Raw genomic sequence first — 19,482 nt, forward strand, 5'->3', positions numbered from 1 at the left:
AATGACTTGTTTCCCCTTCATAAATTAGAATGCCCGCTATGAGTTTTTATATGTAAATAAATTTAAAGAGTTTTTGCCAAACTGGACAATTCGCTTTGGCTTTTTTTACAATGGTCTTATAGCATAAGGGAAGGACGTTGAGAATGGCTCTTTTGGAGATAAAGAATGTGACAGGCGGCTATACTAGAAACCCGGTTCTGAAGGACGTTTCCTTTGAAGTGGGGGAAAATGAAATAGTGGGCCTGATAGGTCTGAACGGTGCAGGAAAGAGCACGACCATAAAACATGTAATTGGCCTGATGGAACCGCATGAAGGCGGGGTCACGATAAATGGCAAGGAGTTTCTTAAAGATAAAGAAGGCTATCGCAAGCAATTTACCTTTGTACCCGAAACGCCTATTCTTTATGATGAATTAACACTGGAGGAGCATTTGAGGATTACAGCAATGGCCTACGATGTTCCGGAAGCGGAATATAAAAAAAGACAGGAAAAGCTTCTGAAGGAATTTCGGATGGAAAAGAGACTGAAATGGTTTCCCGCCCATTTTTCAAAAGGGATGAAGCAGAAGGTCATGATTATGTGTGCCTTTCTTGTCCAGCCGTCATTATATATAGTTGATGAGCCTTTCGTAGGGCTTGATCCGCTTGGAATCCAGTCACTGCTTGACCTCATGAAAAGGATGAAAGAGAGCGGGGCAGGCATTCTTATGTCTACACATATCCTTGCCACCGCAGAAAGATATTGTGACCGCTTCGTTATTTTACATGAAGGTAAAGTAAGGGCAAAAGGCACTTTAGCAGAGCTGCAGCAGCAATTTGCCATGCCGGGAGCGACTCTTGACGATTTATATATTCAGCTCACAAAGGAAGAAGACTATGTTTGATGAAAAACGATTATGGAAAGAGCGGTTCGGAAAGACAAGCAAAGAGCTTTCCCGCTACCTCCGATATATTTTTAATGGCCATATTGTCATTGTCATGGTTTTCCTGCTGGGCACAGCCGCATACTATTATCAGGAATGGCTAAAGACATTGCCGGAGCAGTTTCCCGCTGCCGCAGTGATGGCACTTATTCTCGCTATTTTACTTACATACAGCCCAATTTATACGTTCCTTTTAGAAGCGGATAAAGTGTTTCTTCTGCCGCTTGAAGACCGGCTTTCAGGATATTTTAAACGTTCCATGGCTGTCAGCTTTTTGGTGCATGCATACTTGCTTATCATGGGGCTCGGGATTTTTATGCCAATGTATGCACGTGTCAATGAAGGAGACTTCCAAGTCTTTTTGCCGTTTTTGCTGACTTTGCTGGCGTTAAAAGCAGTCAATCTGCTTATTCGCTGGAAAATTCAATATTATGTTGATACAAACGTTCATTTATTGGATGCTTTTGTCCGTTATGCAGTCAATGCCGTATTTCTATTTTTGCTGTTCTCAGGTGCATCCCCGGTTTTTACTCTGGCGGTCGGAGTCCTGCTAGTCGTACTGTATTGGTACTTCAGCATGAAATCAAAAGATAAGGCGTTAAAATGGGAGTTCTTAATTGACCAGGAGGAAAGAAGAATGACTTCTTTTTACCGGCTGGCTAATATGTTTACAGATGTTCCTAAGCTGAGGGACCGGGTGAAGAGGCGTAAATGGCTTGATTGGCTGCTGGCAAGCATTCCTTTTAAGCAGGAAGAGACTTTCAAAAATCTATTTATAAGGACATTTCTTCGTTCAGGTGATTATTTGGGACTTTTTATCCGCTTAACAATCATCGGAGGGGGAGCAATTTATTTAATTTCATTTGGTATTGGCCAAGTTCTGCTGGTATTGCTTTTTATGTATTTAACAGGCTTTCAGCTTTTGCCGCTTTGGAACCACTATCAAAATAAATTATGGGTGAAACTATACCCTGTTCAAGAAAAGCTTAAAGAAAAATCCTTTAGACAATTGCTGTCAGGCATTTTATATTTGCAGTCATTCTTACTATCGATTGCTGTTTTGGCAAAGGGAGATTGGCTGGCTTCGCTGTTATCTCTAGCCGCAGGCATAGTTTTTGCCTATGTGTATACCCATATGTATATCCAAAAGCGCTTGCGGGGGGCCAATAATAAAGAAAATTGAAACTATTACCTGGTGATATGCGTATTAAATAACAATCCTGACAAAAGGAAGGTATGTCATGAAACAGTATGAATTAACAGCATATCAGGAAATCGAGGAATGGAAGAGGCAAATAAATAAACGCTCCAGCCTGCTAAATCGCCTCTCAAAAAAAGCGCAAACCAAGGTAAATAGCCTTATACCGGAAAAAGCACATCAATTCATCACAGATAGCATTAAAAATATGGTGAAGGCAACTCTGATAGGATCAAACGCAACCACAAGGAAAAAACAAGATTCCGGCAGCACATTGGCCGACATGGATGTAATGCTGAATCAAAAGATTGCGGCTTTCCGCAAAACGGCTGCTGTAGAGGGAGCTGGTACAGGAGCGGGAGGCATTCTCCTTGGCCTGGCTGATTTTCCTCTCCTGCTAAGCATTAAAATGAAATTCCTTTTTGAGGCTGCTGCCATCTATGGCTATGATACAAATGAGTATGAAGAACGGCTCTTCATCCTGCATATCTTTCAGCTCGCGTTTTCAAGCGATGATAAAAGGAAGGACACCCTTAAGCTGATTGAAGAGTGGGAATACCGCAAAGAGGGATTGGCAGAATTGGACTGGAAAGAATTTCAGCAGGAATACCGCGATTATATCGACTTCGTTAAGATGCTTCAGCTTGTGCCAGGAATAGGAGCTGCAGTTGGGGCATATGCGAACTACAATTTGCTTGACCATCTGGGTGAAACGGCGAAAAATGCCTACCGCCTTCGAATATTAAAAACAGCCCCAAGGCCTGATTAGGCTTGGGGCTGTTTTTTATGTAGGGGATAATGTGTCGTTCCCCGGAGTAATTGCGTCGCTATGGACGATCAATGCGTCGTCCCGGCAATTATATGCGTCGAAAAAGCAGATTATTGCGTTGCGGGAAAGGGATTGCGTCGTCTCCCGATTTAATTGCGTTGATAAGACTGGTCAATACGTCGTCCCAGAAATTAATTGCGTCAAAAAGCAGTCTAATGATCTTCCAAGAGGGATTACGTGGTTGCCCTAACTATTTGCGTCAAAAAGAATAAATAAGCTGGCCAGTTATAAACCGGACAGCTTTTCCATATCTTAAATCCTCTTACTGTCCTACTTCAACTGAATCTTTACTTCCCTCGAAGCTGTGATAATTTAATGCAGCTGCACCCAGCGTTTTTGCTGCGATCAGCATTGCTTTTTCATCGATATCAAATTTTGGATGGTGGTGCGGATAATTCTCATCAGTGTTTTCTGGTTTGGCTCCAGTAAAGAAGAAAGTTCCTTTTACGTGCTGCAGATAATAAGCGAAATCCTCTCCGCCCATTTCAGGGTCTGTCTCTTCTAAACAATTGACATCATTAATTTTTTCGGCACAGTCCACTAAATATTCTGTTTCAGCCTTGTGATTTACCACAGCAGGATAGCCTCTATGATAATTATATTCATAAGAACTGTCAGCTGTATAGCATGTTCCTTTTACGACGCGTTCAATTTCTTCTTCAATGTTTGTTCTCACTTCTTCATTAAATGTACGAACTGTTCCGATTAATTTAGCTCTATCGGCAATAACATTAAACGCGTTATCAGCAACAAATGAGCCAATTGTTACTACCGCTGAATTAATTGGACTAACTTTTCTGCTTACGATTTGCTGGAGATTAACAACAAGCTGTGAAGCTGTGACAATCGCATCCTTCGTTTTGTGGGGCTGCGCTCCATGGCCGCCTTTCCCTTGGACGGTAATTTCAAATCGGTCTGCTGCTGCCATAAATGGCCCTACACGATACTGAATTTTTCCGGTTGGCTCTGATGCCCATAAGTGGGTTCCGAAGATGGCGTCAACTCCATCAAGGCATCCATCTTCAATCATTGAAATGGCTCCACCCGGTGCATATTCCTCTGCATGCTGGTGAATCATCACATATGTACCTTCTAATTCTTCACGCATTTCATGAAGTGCTTTTGCCAGAACAAGTAATGTTGCTGTATGTCCGTCATGGCCACAGGCGTGCATGACCCCTGGTACCAAAGATTTGTATGGTACATCCTTTTCATCCTGAATAGGGAGTGCATCAAAGTCAGCACGTAAAGCAATTGTTTTGCCGGGTTTGCTGCCATAAACCTTAGCCACTACTCCATTTCCGCCGATATGTCCACGGACTTCAACACCCAGTTTCTCATAATAGGATTTAATGTAATGGGCGGTTTTCTCTTCCTTGAAAGATACCTCCGGATGCTGATGCAGATAACGGCGGATGGATACCATTTCATCGTAATAGCTTTCTAATTTTTTAAATAAATTTTCGGCCATGATTCTCTCTCCCAACTGATTTAATTTTTCCATTATTATAACATTCTTTATTAAGATAAAGAGGAAATTATCGTATTCAGAAAATTTTACATAATAAAGGTGAAAAAAGAATTGCATCAGCAGCTATTTTTCTTTATTTTTTATTTGCTGTCAAAAACGGGGATCCATTAAGCTTTGATCGCTATCTGCCATCTTTCTTTATAGGCATATTTACTAAAGGTTCTTATCCATTTTTTGAACTCATGGATCGTTTAGGAAACAAGCTTGGTGTTGGAATCGTTACCTTATTTTTTTTAGTTTGGCTATGGGTGAAACATAGGAATTATACAGCTATGGCAGCGCTTGTTTTTGCCGTAGCCATCGGGAATGAGGTAAACAAATGGCTCAAAGATGCAATTGGCAGGCCTCGCCCTGACCAGGAACATCTGGTAAATGTGGCAAGCCTTAGCTTCCCGAGCGGGCATGCCATGATCGGGATGATCCTCTATACATTTATTGCATTTATCCTTATAAAAGAGTTAAAGTCTGCTAAAGTAAAATGGGTTACAGGCATTTTGGCAGGGGTTTGGATTTTTCTGATGGGAATTAGCCGCGTCATTATGAAGGTGCATTATCCTTCCGATATTGCAGCTGGCTTTGCAGCGGGTTTTATGTGGGTGTTTCTCTCGATTGTTCTTTATGAAGCCTTGAGGGCAATGTTCACTAAAAAGGCATATGAAAAGAGACTATCCTAATGATAGTCTCTTTAATGTCTTAAGACAATTTTATATCAGGAACATGGCTACAATGGTAGTCACAACTAAACCAATAGTGACTGGAAGCAGGTTTCTTCGTGCAAGCTCAAAGGCATCTACATTACAAATGGCTGCGGCAGGGATGAGCGCCCATGGGACAAGTGTACCTCCGCCGACCCAAATCGCGGCTACCTGGCCAAGAGCGGTTAGTGTGGCCGCTCCAGTGCCAATCGCAGTTGCAAAAAGATTGGCGATAGAACCTGCAAGCGATATGCCAGAGAAACCAGATCCATCAAGCCCAGTAATGGCACCAACTGCTGTTAGGGTGATCGCACCGACTTCCTTGCTTAAAGGTACGACAGATGCAAGCCCGAAACCCAGATCATTGACGATTCCATGAGAGCCTTTTGGCAGATGGTCTCCAATCATTTGAGTAAATCCTGAATCCCCTAAATAGAAGAAAGCTGCAATTGGAATGACGGGACCAAATACCCTGAATCCAAACTGAAAGCCTTCAATTAAGTAACTGGTTGTTTTTTCGAGCCCTTTATTTCTATGGGCTGCGAGTGTAATGATTAGCAGGATAAAGATTGAAGTCCCTCCTATTAAAGCTGTTGCATCTCCACCCTGCAGGTCCAGTACAAACATGGCTGCCACGTCTGCGGCAAATAAAATAGGAATTAATAGGGCGAAAATCCGTTTCTGATTAAGAGAAAGCATTTGTTTTTGGCTGGCGTCTGTCCGAAGCTCGCTTGGTGAGTCTTTGGTTAGACCGGTAGTAGCTGTCAGTTTCCCGTTTTTCATATCTCTCTTAATTAAATAGAAAGCTGTAATCGTCGTAACTGCCCCCATGACGATTACAAGCGGAACACTCGCTGAAATAACATCCCCGACAGGCAGTCCGGCTGCATCTGCGGTTAATTTTGGAGCAGCCTGGATAATGAAATCACCAGACAAAGCAATTCCGTGTCCAAAAAGGTTCATAGCCATTGCCACTCCTAGTGCCGGCAGTCCTACCCTAATCGCTACAGGAAGGAGAACTGCACCCATTAGCGCCACGGCAGGCGATGGCCAAAAAAACCACGAAATAACCATCATTAAAATTCCGATTGTCCAATAAGCCAGTGCGGGTGTCCTGATAAACCTGGCAAAAGGTGAAATCATTACATCATTGATGCCGGTTGTTGTCAGCGTCCGGCTCATTGCCACTATAATTGAAATGACCAGTATAGTAGAAAGAAGTTCTGTAATGGCAAATATGAAACTTGTAAAAATACTGCTGACCGAACTGCTTAAGGAGCCTGTTGCAGTGATGGCAATTAAGAAAATTCCTGCAATACAAACCAGTGTTGTGTCTCTTCTCATGACCATGAAGCCAATGATAAACAGAATAAAAAGAACGTATATCCAATGAATAGCTGTTAATTCTACTCCCATCCTTTTTTCCTCCTTTCATAATTCCTTGGGAGAAGCGCCGTCTGGGCGAATCACCCGGTTCGGAATGTAATACAGAATATGATGGAATAAAAAAGTTGTGATATGTGATCAATCAGTCTGGAGGCGGAGGCAGAAACACTCCGGGGATTGTTTCAATGGAATAGACGTTTGATAGAATAAAAGTACTAATAGGTTAAAAGGAAATAGCTTGTGGCTCAGCGAATATTAGAATAGGAGAATAGAAGGAAGGGAACGCCATTGAGATACAGATCAGTCAATCAAATACTCTTCGCGGTAAGTTTAACGGCAATTGGAGTTTTGCTTCTCCTCATGAATATCGGTGTCATTTCCTTGGAAATAAAAGAGGTATTTGTCGTAATTTATCCTTTCATTATTTTTATTTTTGGTGCCTATTCCTTGATGTCTGCCATCTTCAAAAAAAATCGCAGCGGAATGTTTCCAGGTTTTTTTCTGACTGTCTTTTCTTTTCTGTTGATCCTGGATCGTCTGGAAGTGATTGAGTTTAAATTTATGGACTTATGGAAGCTTTGGCCGCTGCTTCTTGTTTTTATAGGAATAACGATTTTATTGAAAAAAGATCGCTTTAAGGTTCATTTTGAACAGGATTTTCCTGCAGACATTCATGAAAAAAGCAGAGATCAGGCCGAAAGGAAAGTTATTCATATCTCAAAACCCGAAAGCCCTCAGCCGCTAAAAAACATTAGAGGATTTTCTATTGGTGATGTTGACTTTAAACAGCCAAACTGGGCTCTGGAGCCTATGGATCTATATACCATGATCGGCGATTATTTCATTGATTTCAGCAAGGCGTTCATCCCTGAAAAAGAAACACCTGTCATTGTGCGGGGATGGATCGGGGACGTAAAAATGATTATCCCTGAAAATATTCCGGTAATGATTCAATCCACAATCAATATTGGAGATATCCGGATTTTTGGCCAAAAAACCGGTGACATAAACAGGAGCCTTCATTATAAGTCTCCAGGTTATGATGAAGCTTCAAGAAAGCTAAAAATAGCTGTCCAAGTAAAAATAGGGTCCATACGGATCGATAAAGTTTAGAGGTAATATCATGAAAAAAACCGGAATCAGGTATTGGTTTGTACAAAGCTTTATCATGATGGCAATTATTAGTTCATTGATTTTTTTTGTCGGTCTTCAGGTTTATTTATTTTATAATCCCGATGCACCTCTGACTATACAAAGCACATTCTGGCTTTTTTTGTACGCATTATCCATTTTATTGCTTACCGGTGCATATTTCGGGCTGAAGGGCAGCTACTTAATCAAAGGGCGGCTGGGGGATATTTTATTATTTGTTTCCACATTAAGAAGCAGAAAATATACAGACAGAATGGAATCATATGAAAAAGATGAAATAGGCTTAATATCAGAAGAACTTAATCAGCTGGCGGAAAATATTCAGGAGCAGGTATTTTCCATGCAAAGGCTGGCTGATGAAAAATCCGCACTGGCACAAACTGCCCACTCTGCCGCTGTAATGGAGGAGAGACAGCGTTTGGCAAGGGACCTCCATGATGTGGTAAGCCAGCAGCTTTTTGCTCTAAGTATGTTGTCTTCAGCTGCACTTAGGGTTTTTGACCTCGACAGTGACAAAGCCAGGGAGCAGTTAAATGAAATATCGGAGATCGCCGCCAAAGCCCAGGGGGAAATGAGAGCGCTCCTCCTTCACTTAAGGCCTATCCAGCTGAGTGATGACAGGCTTTGTGATGGAATTATTAAGTTAATACAGGAATTAAAGGCTAAGACAAATATCGAATTTCAGGCAAGCATTGATGAAATCGAAAATCTTTCGAAAGCGTCTGAAGAGCATTTGTTCCGAATTGTTCAAGAGGCATTATCAAATGTTCTCCGCCATGCTGATGCAGGGAAAATAAAAGTAACCTTAACAGAGGAAGAAGATTATATTTATCTTTTTATTGCAGATAACGGAAAGGGCTTTAATCCTCATAAAGAGAGAATGGCTTCCTATGGGCTGAAAACAATGAGAGAACGCTGTGAGGAAGTTGGCGGGATATTTAAAATCCGTTCCAAGGAGAATGAAGGTACCTATATAGATATCAGAATTCCAGCAAAGGGGAGGGGTTAAGGTGATTCGTGTTGCTGTTGTTGATGATCATGAAATGGTAAGAAAAGGGATTATTTCCTATTTGGCAACGGAGACGGGAATAGAGGTTATTGGGGAAGCATGCAGCGGAAATGAAGCCGTACTGCTGGTTCTAAAAGAACGGCCGGATATAGTCCTTATGGATCTGCTTATGGAAAACGGGAACGGAATTGAAGCAACCAGGGAGATATTAAAAAGCTATCCCGGCTGCAAGATCATCATCATTACAAGCTACTATGATGACGAACAGGTTTTTCCGGCTATTGAAGCGGGTGCATTCAGCTACATGCTTAAAACAGCAAATGCCTCTGAAGTAGTAGCTGCCATTAAGAAAGCATCACAAGGGGAGCCTGTTATAGAATCAAAGGTAGCAAATAAGATGGTGAGCCGTTTCCGTGCGCAGGAAAAAAAGCCGCATGATGATTTGACTGAACGAGAGTTTGACGTCCTCATGTGCATTGCTGAGGGAATGACAAACCAGGAAATCAGTGATGAATTATTTATAGGAATCAAAACGGTTAAAACACATGTCAGTAATATCCTGAGCAAATTGGGCGTTTCTGACCGGACTCAGGCAGCCGTATATGCTAACCGAAATGGAATCATAAAAAGCAGGGATAAAAAAGGATGAGCGGTTTTAGCTCATCCTTTTCTTTGCACTATTATTCATCCTCCTCAGGAATATAGTATTTTGTTACATACGAAGGGCTTGAGAATATTTGCGGCTGCTTGTCAATGCCGCTTTCAGTCCCCCGATTTTCGTGAGCTTTTTCGTAAGCTTTGGAGCTCTGCCAGTCTCTAAAGGATTTCTCATCTTTCCACAGGGTCAGGATAATATAAGTATTCGATTCAAGCGGCCGCAGCACCCGGATTGCTGCAAATCCTGGTTCATTCTCTATAAGTCCTGCCCTGTTTTTAAAGCGGTGCTCAAAAAGAGGCCTGCCTTCATCTGTAACAGGAATGTTATTCAGAACAGCAAAACCTGCAAGGTCAAAGGATCCTGAAGAATCAATCACTTCATAGGAACGCGGCTCTTTAAAGAGGGTTTCGGCCGATGTTTCATGGATTAATACCGCAGTGTCAGGATTTTGCATGGTAACCATCGTTTCATTTGGATGCTTGTCTTCGATCTTCTTCAAATAATCATATGTTCCGCTGGTCATATATAACTTCATTTTTTTCACCTCGATAAGCTAGTTTTTACCCATTATATTCAGGGGGCAGCAATTTAAAATTTGGCTAAGTTAAAGCGCATTGTTAATCTTAGCAACCTGTTGATTGGGGCAGAAGGTGCGAGATCCTCCAAAATGCATTCGTTTTTCCCTCGTGCGGTGTTAATTCGGGGCTGTTGATTCAACGTCCAGCGGGAGAAGCGAGTGATGGGAGACCGCGCAGTCGGGTCTTGCGCCGAGGAAGCTTCCGGACCGCCAGTGTTCGCTGAGCACCTGGAGCGGAAATCAGCAGGCAAGGTTAACAGAACCTAAAATTTAAATGTATTTATAAACTTCCAATCTTTTAATTATTTCCCTTATTTCAACAGTAAAAACGTCAATTTTTTGACATTTGGCCTGCAAATCTATACAAGAACAGTGTAAAAAGGATATATTCATTAAGGATAGACACTAGCGTGTTTCTAATTTGTCGCAGTCTAACGGGCAGTAAGACCCCCACTTTAAGAATCAAAGGGATCGAAGGAGGATAAGTGGGATTCAAACTGCCCGTAAAGGCCCGATTGGTTCAACTAACAATCAGAGGGGAAAAACCTCCCTCTGATTGAAGTTTCACTTTATGTACATATATATTACAATAATATGCAGACAAGTCTTGAAAGGTGGATAAAATTTAATGACCAAATCATTTAACGATACATTCCTGAGGGCGGCCAGAGGTGAACAGACTGAACATGTCCCTGTATGGTATATGCGCCAGGCAGGCCGTTCACAGCCTGAATACAGAGCAATAAAAGAAAAGTATTCCCTTTTTGAAATTACCCATCAGCCTGAGCTTTGTGCTTATGTAACTAGATTGCCGGTTGAACAATATAACAATGATGCCGCGATTCTTTATAAAGATATTATGTCACCGCTTCCTGCCATTGGGGTGGACGTGGAAATAAAGTCAGGAATTGGCCCTGTGATCTCAAACCCGGTCCGCTCCCTGGCTGACGTGGAAAAGTTAGGGGAAATAAATCCTGAAGAGGACGTTCCATATGTGCTGGACACCATTAAGCTGCTTACACAAGAGCAGTTAACCGTTCCTCTAATCGGGTTTGCCGGCGCTCCATTCACTCTTGCCAGCTATATGATTGAAGGAGGCCCTTCAAAAAACTATAACAAAACAAAAGCTTTTATGTATGCAGAGCCTAAAGCATGGTTTGCTTTAATGGATAAGCTTGGCGAAATGACGATTGCTTACGTAAAATCCCAAATCAATGCAGGTGCAAAAGCGATCCAGATTTTCGATTCGTGGGTAGGGGCATTGAATGTTGAAGATTATCGTTATTTCATCAAGCCGGTTATGAATCATATTTTCTCTGCATTAAAGGAAGAAAATGTACCGCTTATCATGTTCGGTGTTGGAGCAAGCCACCTGGCAATGGAGTGGCACGATCTGCCGCTTGATGTGATAGGGCTGGACTGGCGCCTGCCAATTCAGGAGGCAAGAGCAAAGGGAATAACCAAAACTGTACAAGGAAACCTGGATCCGGCTATATTGCTTGCTCCTTGGGATGTCATCGAGGAAAAAGCTAAAGCTATTTTGGACCAGGGGATGGCACAGCCGGGCTATATCTTTAATCTGGGGCACGGCGTTTTCCCTGAAGTTAACCCTGACACATTGAGAAAATTAACAGCGTTTATCCATGAATACTCTTCATCGAAACTGAGCAAGTAGCCCTTTTTCACTAGAAACAGACTGACTGTAAAAAAGCAGCTGCGTACCGGATTAGCACATTTCCATGAGCATTAGTTTTGGTAATCCGGCTGTTTTTTGGCACAATAAGGGACTAGAGACAGAAAAAAATAGAGGTGGGTAACATGGTTAAAAAGACAGTGGGTTTACTTGTAATGGCTTATGGAACTCCTTATAAGGAAGAAGACCTTGAGCGTTATTATACACACATCCGCAGAGGGAGAAAGCCGTCTGAGGAAATGCTCGAAGATCTGCGAAGCAGGTATGAAGCAATCGGAGGGATATCACCGCTTGCAGAAATTACGAAAGAACAGGCAGAAAAGCTTGAGCAGCATTTAAATGAAATCCAGGATGAGTATGAATTTAAAATGTATCTTGGCTTGAAGCATATTGAGCCTTTCGTGGAAGATGCCGTTAAACAAATGCATGAGGATGGGATCGAAGAGGCAGTCAGCATTGTCCTTGCCCCCCACTTTTCCACCTTTAGCGTGAAGTCCTATAACGGAAGAGCAAAAGAGGAAGCTGAAAAGCTCGGCGCCCCTGATATAAAGTCTGTTGAGAGCTGGTATAAAGAGCCTAAGTTCATTAAATACTGGGCTGATAGGGTGAAGGAAGCGTTTGATCAGATGCCTTCCGAGGAAAAAGATTCCGCAGTATTAATCGTTTCTGCCCATAGCTTGCCGGAAAAGATTCTTCAATCAGGGGATCCATATCCGAATCAGCTGCAGGAAACGGCTGATATGATTGCCGCGCAGGCTGGAGTCAGCGACTATGCTGTCGGCTGGCAAAGTGCTGGAAACACACCTGAACCATGGCTTGGCCCTGATGTTCAGGATTTGACGAGAGAACTATATGAGAAGAAGAGCTATAAGGCATTTGTGTATACTCCTGTTGGCTTCGTATCCGACCATTTGGAAGTACTCTATGACAATGATTTTGAATGCAGAGTCGTAACAGAAGAACTGGGTGCAAGCTATTACCGTCCGGAAATGCCGAATTCCAAGCCTGAGTTTATTGATGCAATGTCTGATGCCATTTTTAAAATGCTGAATGCGAGCAAGTAAAAATTAAGTAAAGAAGGCGATTTACCGTGCAGGGAGAGAGACAGAAGGTTGTTATTATCGGCGGGGGAATTACCGGGCTTACTGCAGCGTATTATTTGCAGAAGGAAGCCAAAGAGAAAGGAATGCTCTTGGATGTAAAGCTTGTAGAAGCAACGCATCGTCTGGGCGGCAAGATTCAAACGGTAAAAAGAGACGGCTATGTCATTGAAAGAGGCCCTGATTCATTTTTGGCCCGCAAGCAAAGTGCGTCCCGGCTTGCCAAAGAAGTTGGCATGGATAAAGAGCTTATCAGCAATACATCAGGAAAATCCTATGTGCTTGTGAGGCAGCGCCTTTATCCAATGCCAGGCGGATCCATTATGGGCATTCCAACTCAAATCGCTCCTTTTATCACAACCGGACTATTCTCGCCTGCTGCAAAGGCAAGGGCAGCAGCTGATTTTGTACTTCCCCGCTCCAATCCTGCACAGGATCAGTCGCTTGGCGAATTTTTCCGCAGAAGGCTGGGGGATGAAGTGGTTGAAAACCTGATTGAGCCGCTTCTATCCGGCATCTATGCAGGTGATATAGATCAATTAAGCTTAATGTCAACGTTCCCGCAGTTTTATCAGGTAGAGCAGAAATATAGAAGCCTGATCTTGGGAATGAAAAAGTCCACAGGCTCACAGGCGAAAAAAGAAGGAAGCCTCAAGAAAAAAGAGGGGATGTTCCTCACGTTTAAATCGGGGCTGCAATCGCTTGTCGATGCGATTGAAACCAGGCTGGAGCCTGGCTCTGTGCTTAAAGGATACCGTGTGGAATCTATCCGTAAAAACGCCAGCGACTATACAATTGATGTCAATGGGCGAGAAAAGCTGCAAGCAGATAGTATTGTCATGGCAGCTCCTCACCGTGCGGTACACACGATATTTTCTGGCTGGGGACTGTTTGGCCAATTTAAAGAAATGCTGTCCACTTCCGTTGCGACTGTAGCTCTTGCTTTTCCTGAAGGAGCAATTGAAGAGGATATTGACGGAACTGGTTTTGTCGTTTCGCGGAATAGCGATTACACCATTACAGCATGTACTTGGACACACAAAAAATGGCCTCATTCCACGCCTAAAGGAAAGGTGCTTCTCCGTTGTTACGTAGGAAGAGCGGGTGATGAAGCCGTTGTTGATTTGTCAGATGATCAAATTGTTAAAATTGTACTTGATGATTTAAACAAAACAATGAATATCACAATGAATCCCGACTTTGCTTACGTAACAAGATGGAAAGATTCGATGCCGCAATATACTGTAGGGCATAAAGAGCGGATTGAAGGTGTCAAAAAACAGGCTAAAGAACATTTGCCAGGTGTTTTTCTGGCCGGAAGCTCCTATGAGGGATTAGGGGTACCTGATTGTATTGACCAGGGAGAAGCGGCAGTTCAAAGCGTTTTAGACTATTTATCTAGCAACAAGAAAGAAGCTGTCCATTCGTGACAGCTTCTTTCTTGTTAAATCACCTAACGCTGCATAAGAGGTTACGTATATTGCTTTTTTTTAATAAATATGTTAAATTATTTTTTGTGCAATATGACCAAAATGTTCATTCGGTCATAATTGAAGTGAGGTGAAAAAATGTCAATTGATCGGAAACAGCAAATTCTAGAAGCAGCTACAAAATCTTTTTCCTTGTTCGGCTATAAAGCAACAACTATGGACCAGGTTGCAAAGCTTGCAAATGTAGGAAAGGGTACAATTTATACTTTCTTTAAAAATAAAGAAGAGCTATTTGATGAAATTATCCATTCACTTATTGCAGAGATGAAGGCTGCGGCAGATGAAGCGATTGACCCAACCCTTTCATTTCACGAAAATGTTCACCGGGGCCTATATAAGATATTAGAGTTTCGCTTAAAACATCAGCTTACTATTAAGCTTTTCCAGGAAGAAAAAGAAATGGGAACGCCTGCTGTAATGGAAGTCATGGACCAGATGGAGGATGCCATCTTAAATTATTTAAAGGAAAAGGTAAACCAGGCAATTGAAAAAGGCGAAATCCGCGAGTGTGATCCAGAGCTGACCGCATTTGTTATGCTAAAGCTTTATATTGCCCTGATCTTTGACTGGGAAAAGCGTCATGAACCTTTGGAGAAAGAAAAAATAGCCATGCTTTTTGAACAGTATATTATGAAGGGGTTATCTAATTAGATAGTCCTCTATTTTTTGAGTTTAATGACCGAATGAATATTTTAGTCAGTTAGTTAACTGGAGGGGTTCATCATGAAAAACAGTCTTTTTAAAAAGGAGTTATCAGCGATAGTAAAAAATAAAAAGCTCTTAATTCCGATCATCGCCGTTTTGTTTATCCCAATTTTATATAGCGGTATGTTTCTTTGGGCATTTTGGGATCCATATGATCATTTGGAGGATTTGCCAGTTGCGATTGTAAATGAAGATACAGGTGCCGTTTTTGAAGATAAAGAACTGAAGCTTGGCAATGAACTTGTAGAAAAGCTGAAGGAAAGTAAAGATTTTGATTTTAGATTTATCGAAAAAGAAGAAGGCTATAAAAATCTCGAAAATCAGAAATATTATATGCTTGTTGAAATCCCTGAGGATTTCTCTAAAAATGCCACCACTTTATTAAATGATAGCCCGCAAAAAATGAAGCTGGTTTATGTACCAAATGAAAGCTATAACTTTTTATCAGCGCAGATAGGGGGTACTGCAGTTGATAAAATAAAAGAGTCCCTTTCTGAAAAAGTAACAGAGACCTATGCAGAAACCATGTTTGAAAAAATTGGAGAACTCTCTGATGGACTGGGGCAGGCCAGTGAAGGAGCGAATAATATCAGTGAAGGTGCAGCCGAGTTAAAAGCTGGTTCACTTAGATTCCAAGAAAAATTAGCACTTTTGGCAGACAAGTCAATAGAATTTCAGGGCAGCATTAGCAGTGCTTCCAAAGGATCACAGGAAATAGCAGCTGGTGCACGGTCCGTATCTGAAGGGATGGGGCGGCTTGAGGAGGCTCAAGTTAAACTGAAAGAAGCTTCAACTGGATTGGAGTCAGGAACTGAAGAGCTTTCAGCCGGAATTTCTCAGGTGAAAGAGGGGATATTCACCATCAATGAAAAATTTCCAGTCGTGATTTCCGGAACTGAACAGCTTCAAACTGGAGCAAAAACACTATCTTCTTCACTGGAGCAATGGGAGTCCGAGGCACAGAAGCTTAGTTCAGGTGCTGCACAGCTCGAGCAGAAACTGCAAGGGGTTATTTCACAGCTTCCTGAAGATTCTGACGAAAGAGCTGAGCTCACAGCCGTTCTAAATCAGCTTAAAACCGGCTCTGCGCAGCTTGCGGAATCTGCAGGCCAGCTATCAGCCGGCGGAGTGGAAATTTCCCAAAAAGCGGGACAGCTGAATGACGGCCAAAAACAGCTTCAGCAAGGAGTGCATCAGCTGGCAGAAGGAAGTTCAAAGCTTGAAACCGGTTCACAGCAGCTCGTTAAAGGACACAAGAAGTTCCAGACAGGCATGGATATGTTCGGCCAAAGATTCACGGAAGCCAGGAAAGGTGCTGGCAAGCTTGCGGACGGAACGGCTGAATTATCCGGCGGACTGGACCTATTAACCCAAGGATCAAATGCTTTTGCAGGCGGTGCAAGGCAGCTTGAAGACGGGGCAATTACAATGGCTGAAGGAAACTCAAAGATTTATGAGGGATCTTCAGAATTGGCTGGAAAACTCGCTGAAGGAGCAGAAAAAGCTACATTAGCAAATGCTAATGATGAAACTTTTAATATGATGGCCGATCCTGTAAAAGTGGATAATGAAAAAATGAGTGAAGTTCCAAACTACGGTACAGGATTTGCTCCTTATTTCTTATCGCTTGGTCTATTTGTAGGGGGATTATTGCTGTCTATTGTGTTTCCAATGAGGGAGCCTGCGGATGTACCCCGCTCAGGCGTTAGCTGGTTTTTAGGAAAGTTCCTTATCCTATGCGGGGCAGGGATCATTCAAGCGCTAATTGCTGCATTTATCCTGCTATGGGGACTTGGTCTTGAAGTTCAAAGTGTACCATTATTTATTTTATACACCATCATAACAAGCCTAACGTATATATCCCTTATTCAATTCCTCGTGACAGCGTTTGGGGATCCAGGGCGTTTTGCAGCGATTATCATATTAATCTTGCAATTAACTACGAGTGCTGGGACATTCCCGCTCGAACTCATTCCAAATGCACTGCAGCCAATTAATGCCTTTTTACCGATGACTTATTCAGTCTCAGGATTTAAAGCAGTAATTTCTAGCGGTAACTTAGGCTTTATACGAGAAAACGCTGTGATTCTATTACTTTTCACTGCACTGTTTATTGCCGGTACATTTATCTACTTCACTGCTATGCATAAAAGACGATTTTCCTCTGTAGTAGAATAGGTGAAATAAAAGAACAAAGCCAGCCTTTTTGGGCTGGCTTTTAGTATATTAACCTATAAATCTGTCATTCCCATACATTTATCACATTTGTTTCCGTAGCACTCATGCTGCTCATCAATTGACTTCCCACACTCTGAACATTGTTTCGCCGGTAAATTTCTGAAGAATTCCATAATGTTTTGAATCATGTTGAAGCCTCCCAATCATTTGTTGTTTTGTTCAAATAGTTTGATTATTTAATTTCATTGTATTATAACAGATTAATACTGTCAACATCTGTTTCAATACAATTTTAAAAAAGTGAAAAAATAGGCATAATCGAGTATATTAGACTTAGGCAATGAGAGCTTATTTAGGCGTAGAAGCTTTGCAAGTTTTGATCCCTGAACCTTAATAATGTTCTAACTCGGGCGCCTTGCGCTTTTATTTGGAAAAGATTTTACATTTTTATAATTTGATAATTATCTAGCTCCAGGCGCCATCGGCTCGAGGTCATAAGCCAATCGCTTCTGAAGGCAAAGAACGCCTTCTGACAGCGCTCGTCTTATGCTTGTCGCCGATAAGCGGGCGCCTTGCGCTTTTCTAATTAGGAGGAATAGTGATGAAGTTAACAGTAATCGGCGGCTGGGGCGGTTATCCTAAAGCCGATGGGGCAAGCTCAGGCTATTTGCTGGAGCATGAAGGATTTCACCTGCTGATTGACTGCGGCAGCGGGGTTCTGGCAAAAATGCAGAATTTTTTCCAGCCGGAAGATCTGGACTCAGTGATCATTTCACATTATCATCCAGACCATATTGCGGATATTGGGGTGCTGCAGCATGCCAGGCTGATTCAGGGTTTTTTGGGCAAAAAATCAGATACACTTCCGATCTATGGACATACTTTGGATCAGCAGGAATTTGCCAAGCTTACATACAAAAATATTACCAAGGGAGTGGCCTATACTCCTGAAGATGTTCTGTCTGCAGGGCCATTCCAAATCAGGTTTTTAAAAACAAATCACCCTGTTCCATGCTATGCAATGAGAATTGAAGCAGGTGGAAAGACGCTAATATATACTGCTGATACTTCTTATAAAGAAGAATTGGAGACATTTAGTGATAAGGCGGATTTGCTCGTATGCGAATGCAATTTTTACGGGCATCAAAATGGAAAAAATGCAGGACATATGACAAGCCTGGATGCGGGAACTTTGGCCAGCAAAGCGAATGTTAAAAATTTATTGCTGACACATTTGCCGCATTATGGCGAGATTCAGAAGCTGAAGGAAGAGGCCGCAAGGAAATATAACGGACCCATATCAATAGCGGACTATCAATGGTCACACACTTTTTAAGGAGTGAAAAAGCATGTTATTTATAGACAACCAGGGGATAACGGATCCAAGAATAAATCTTGCAATTGAAGAATATGCGCTGAAAAATCTTGATATTAATGAAACCTATTTGCTGTTTTACATTAATGAACCATCCATCATCATCGGGAAAAACCAGAATACCATTGAAGAAATTAATACGGAGTATGTAGAAAGCAACGGAATTCATGTAGTTCGGCGGCTATCAGGCGGGGGTGCCGTATATCATGATTTAGGGAACCTGAACTTCAGCTTTATTACAAAAGATGATGGCGAGAGCTTCCACAACTTCTTAAAGTTTACAGAGCCAGTTATTAATGCTCTAAAGAAACTTGGTGTTAATGCTAAACTTAGCGGAAGAAATGACCTGACGGCAGAAGGCAGAAAAATCTCCGGAAACGCCCAATTTTCTACTAAGGGCAGAATGTTCAGCCACGGCACACTCCTGTTTGATTCGGAAATTGAAAGTGTAGTTTCCGCATTAAAGGTAAAGAAAGATAAAATCGAATCAAAAGGAATTAAATCCATTCGAAGCAGGGTCGCAAACATTTCTGAGTTTATGGAAAAGAAAATCACAATAGAAGAGTTCCGTTCAATGCTTCTTAAAAATATTTTCGGAGATTTGAACGAAATCCCTGAATACAAGCTGACAGATGTAGATTGGGAAAAAATTCACCAGCTCTCCAAAGAGCGATATCAAAATTGGGATTGGAATTATGGGAAGTCACCTAAATTTGATCTGCAGCATTCCCACCGCTTCCCAGTTGGGCAAATTGATATCAGACTGAATGTGACAAAAGGGAAAATCGAAGACTGCAAAATTTACGGCGATTTCTTTGGGGTAGGCGATGTAAGGGAAATTGAAAACAAGCTCACAGGAATTCGCTATGAAAAAACAGAAATTGAAAAAGCGCTGGACGAAGTCGACATTAAACATTACTTCGGAAATGTCACTAAAGAAGAATTTATCAATCTTGCGTATTAATTTAGAAACCGGCAATAGG

General features: G+C 41.9%; 18 protein-coding genes. 14 read left to right on the forward strand and 4 right to left on the reverse strand.

Annotated features, from left to right (window positions below; genetic code table 11):
* Window positions 1–143 precede the first annotated feature (143 nt).
* From IQ19_RS15965 to IQ19_RS15975, 3 genes are read left to right on the forward strand one after another with little or no spacing between them, the layout of a single operon-like run.
* Window positions 144–884, forward strand: coding sequence for an ABC transporter ATP-binding protein (locus IQ19_RS15965; RefSeq protein WP_144543368.1), 741 nt, complete (start codon window positions 144–146; stop codon window positions 882–884).
* Window positions 877–2,106: an ABC transporter permease gene (locus IQ19_RS15970; RefSeq protein ID WP_144543369.1), complete on the forward strand. Its 1,230-nt coding sequence runs from the start codon at window positions 877–879 to the stop codon at window positions 2,104–2,106. The genes IQ19_RS15965 and IQ19_RS15970 overlap by 8 nt, the downstream gene beginning before the upstream one ends.
* Window positions 2,107–2,164: 58 nt before the next feature.
* A complete protein-coding gene (locus tag IQ19_RS15975; RefSeq protein WP_144543370.1) occupies window positions 2,165–2,890 on the forward strand; it encodes an EcsC family protein in 726 nt (241 codons plus the stop codon).
* 322 nt (window positions 2,891–3,212) lie between these two features.
* Here the strand turns inward: IQ19_RS15975 and IQ19_RS15980 are convergent, their stop codons facing one another.
* Window positions 3,213–4,421: a M20 family metallopeptidase gene (locus IQ19_RS15980; protein ID WP_144543371.1), complete on the reverse strand. Its 1,209-nt coding sequence runs from the start codon at window positions 4,419–4,421 to the stop codon at window positions 3,213–3,215.
* 332 nt (window positions 4,422–4,753) lie between these two features.
* Between IQ19_RS15980 and IQ19_RS28575 the strand changes: the two genes are divergently transcribed.
* The gene (locus tag IQ19_RS28575) at window positions 4,754–5,155 is read left to right on the forward strand and encodes a phosphatase PAP2 family protein (protein ID WP_242021023.1); all 402 of its coding nucleotides are present in this window, start codon (window positions 4,754–4,756) and stop codon (window positions 5,153–5,155) included.
* A gap of 30 nt (window positions 5,156–5,185) precedes the next feature.
* Here the strand turns inward: IQ19_RS28575 and IQ19_RS15990 are convergent, their stop codons facing one another.
* A complete protein-coding gene (locus IQ19_RS15990; protein ID WP_144543373.1) occupies window positions 5,186–6,592 on the reverse strand; it encodes a hypothetical protein in 1,407 nt (468 codons plus the stop codon).
* 258 nt (window positions 6,593–6,850) lie between these two features.
* On the opposite strand from IQ19_RS15990, the gene liaF reads away from it, so the two are divergent.
* From liaF to IQ19_RS16005, 3 genes are read left to right on the forward strand one after another with little or no spacing between them, the layout of a single operon-like run.
* Window positions 6,851–7,675, forward strand: coding sequence for a cell wall-active antibiotics response protein LiaF (gene liaF / locus IQ19_RS15995; RefSeq protein WP_144543374.1), 825 nt, complete (start codon window positions 6,851–6,853; stop codon window positions 7,673–7,675).
* Between the two features lie 10 nt (window positions 7,676–7,685).
* The gene (locus IQ19_RS16000; protein ID WP_144543375.1) at window positions 7,686–8,723 is read left to right on the forward strand and encodes a sensor histidine kinase; all 1,038 of its coding nucleotides are present in this window, start codon (window positions 7,686–7,688) and stop codon (window positions 8,721–8,723) included.
* Between the two features lies 1 nt (window position 8,724).
* Window positions 8,725–9,372 carry a response regulator transcription factor gene (locus IQ19_RS16005; RefSeq protein WP_144543376.1) on the forward strand — a complete coding sequence of 216 codons (648 nt, stop codon included), beginning with the start codon at window positions 8,725–8,727 and terminating at the stop codon, window positions 9,370–9,372.
* A gap of 31 nt (window positions 9,373–9,403) precedes the next feature.
* Here the strand turns inward: IQ19_RS16005 and IQ19_RS16010 are convergent, their stop codons facing one another.
* Complete coding sequence (locus IQ19_RS16010; protein ID WP_144543377.1) at window positions 9,404–9,916, reverse strand: antibiotic biosynthesis monooxygenase family protein; 513 nt, start codon at window positions 9,914–9,916, stop codon at window positions 9,404–9,406.
* Between the two features lie 670 nt (window positions 9,917–10,586).
* Here IQ19_RS16010 and hemE point away from each other — a divergent pair.
* The 5 genes from hemE (at window position 10,587) to IQ19_RS16035 (ending at window position 17,124) form a co-directional block, all read left to right on the forward strand.
* On the forward strand, window positions 10,587–11,633 hold the full coding sequence (gene hemE, locus IQ19_RS16015; RefSeq protein ID WP_144543378.1) for a uroporphyrinogen decarboxylase: 1,047 nt from the start codon (window positions 10,587–10,589) through the stop codon (window positions 11,631–11,633).
* A 143-nt stretch (window positions 11,634–11,776) separates the two neighbouring features.
* Window positions 11,777–12,715, forward strand: coding sequence for a ferrochelatase (gene hemH, locus IQ19_RS16020; RefSeq protein ID WP_144543379.1), 939 nt, complete (start codon window positions 11,777–11,779; stop codon window positions 12,713–12,715).
* Window positions 12,716–12,741: 26 nt separating this feature from the next.
* Window positions 12,742–14,181, forward strand: a complete 1,440-nt coding sequence (gene hemY / locus IQ19_RS16025; protein ID WP_144543380.1) for a protoporphyrinogen oxidase — start codon at window positions 12,742–12,744, stop codon at window positions 14,179–14,181.
* A gap of 138 nt (window positions 14,182–14,319) precedes the next feature.
* Window positions 14,320–14,892, forward strand: coding sequence for a TetR/AcrR family transcriptional regulator (locus IQ19_RS16030; protein ID WP_144543381.1), 573 nt, complete (start codon window positions 14,320–14,322; stop codon window positions 14,890–14,892).
* Window positions 14,893–14,964: 72 nt separating this feature from the next.
* The gene (locus IQ19_RS16035; protein ID WP_144543382.1) at window positions 14,965–17,124 is read left to right on the forward strand and encodes a YhgE/Pip family protein; all 2,160 of its coding nucleotides are present in this window, start codon (window positions 14,965–14,967) and stop codon (window positions 17,122–17,124) included.
* Window positions 17,125–17,177: 53 nt separating this feature from the next.
* Here IQ19_RS16035 and yhfH read toward each other — a convergent pair whose 3' ends face one another.
* Entirely contained in the window at window positions 17,178–17,312 is a 135-nt protein-coding gene (gene yhfH / locus IQ19_RS16040; RefSeq protein ID WP_144543383.1) for a protein YhfH, read from the reverse strand.
* A gap of 413 nt (window positions 17,313–17,725) precedes the next feature.
* Here yhfH and IQ19_RS16045 point away from each other — a divergent pair, with 413 nt between their 5' ends.
* Together IQ19_RS16045 and IQ19_RS16050 are read left to right on the forward strand one after the other, a co-directional pair.
* A complete protein-coding gene (locus IQ19_RS16045; protein WP_144543384.1) occupies window positions 17,726–18,460 on the forward strand; it encodes an MBL fold metallo-hydrolase in 735 nt (244 codons plus the stop codon).
* A gap of 13 nt (window positions 18,461–18,473) precedes the next feature.
* Complete coding sequence (locus IQ19_RS16050; RefSeq protein WP_144543385.1) at window positions 18,474–19,463, forward strand: lipoate--protein ligase; 990 nt, start codon at window positions 18,474–18,476, stop codon at window positions 19,461–19,463.
* Window positions 19,464–19,482 lie beyond the last annotated feature (19 nt).

It is taken from the genome of Cytobacillus oceanisediminis, assembly GCF_007830235.1.
Taxonomy (GTDB): domain Bacteria; phylum Bacillota; class Bacilli; order Bacillales; family Cytobacillaceae; genus Cytobacillus; species Cytobacillus oceanisediminis.

What these genes read in the sequence shown, in the direction of transcription:
- IQ19_RS15965 (WP_144543368.1), top strand. Translation starts at nt 144, where the DNA reads ATGGCTCTTTTGGAGATAAAGAATGTGACAGGCGGCTATACTAGAAAC.
- IQ19_RS15970 (WP_144543369.1), top strand. Translation starts at nt 877, where the DNA reads ATGTTTGATGAAAAACGATTATGGAAAGAGCGGTTCGGAAAGACAAGC.
- IQ19_RS15975 (WP_144543370.1), top strand. Translation starts at nt 2,165, where the DNA reads ATGAAACAGTATGAATTAACAGCATATCAGGAAATCGAGGAATGGAAG.
- IQ19_RS15980 (WP_144543371.1), bottom strand. Translation starts at nt 4,421, where the DNA reads ATGGCCGAAAATTTATTTAAAAAATTAGAAAGCTATTACGATGAAATG.
- IQ19_RS28575 (WP_242021023.1), top strand. Translation starts at nt 4,754, where the DNA reads ATGGCAGCGCTTGTTTTTGCCGTAGCCATCGGGAATGAGGTAAACAAA.
- IQ19_RS15990 (WP_144543373.1), bottom strand. Translation starts at nt 6,592, where the DNA reads ATGGGAGTAGAATTAACAGCTATTCATTGGATATACGTTCTTTTTATT.
- IQ19_RS16000 (WP_144543375.1), top strand. Translation starts at nt 7,686, where the DNA reads ATGAAAAAAACCGGAATCAGGTATTGGTTTGTACAAAGCTTTATCATG.
- IQ19_RS16010 (WP_144543377.1), bottom strand. Translation starts at nt 9,916, where the DNA reads ATGAAGTTATATATGACCAGCGGAACATATGATTATTTGAAGAAGATC.
- hemE (WP_144543378.1), top strand. Translation starts at nt 10,587, where the DNA reads ATGACCAAATCATTTAACGATACATTCCTGAGGGCGGCCAGAGGTGAA.
- hemH (WP_144543379.1), top strand. Translation starts at nt 11,777, where the DNA reads ATGGTTAAAAAGACAGTGGGTTTACTTGTAATGGCTTATGGAACTCCT.
- IQ19_RS16030 (WP_144543381.1), top strand. Translation starts at nt 14,320, where the DNA reads ATGTCAATTGATCGGAAACAGCAAATTCTAGAAGCAGCTACAAAATCT.
- IQ19_RS16035 (WP_144543382.1), top strand. Translation starts at nt 14,965, where the DNA reads ATGAAAAACAGTCTTTTTAAAAAGGAGTTATCAGCGATAGTAAAAAAT.
- yhfH (WP_144543383.1), bottom strand. Translation starts at nt 17,312, where the DNA reads ATGATTCAAAACATTATGGAATTCTTCAGAAATTTACCGGCGAAACAA.
- IQ19_RS16045 (WP_144543384.1), top strand. Translation starts at nt 17,726, where the DNA reads ATGAAGTTAACAGTAATCGGCGGCTGGGGCGGTTATCCTAAAGCCGAT.
- IQ19_RS16050 (WP_144543385.1), top strand. Translation starts at nt 18,474, where the DNA reads ATGTTATTTATAGACAACCAGGGGATAACGGATCCAAGAATAAATCTT.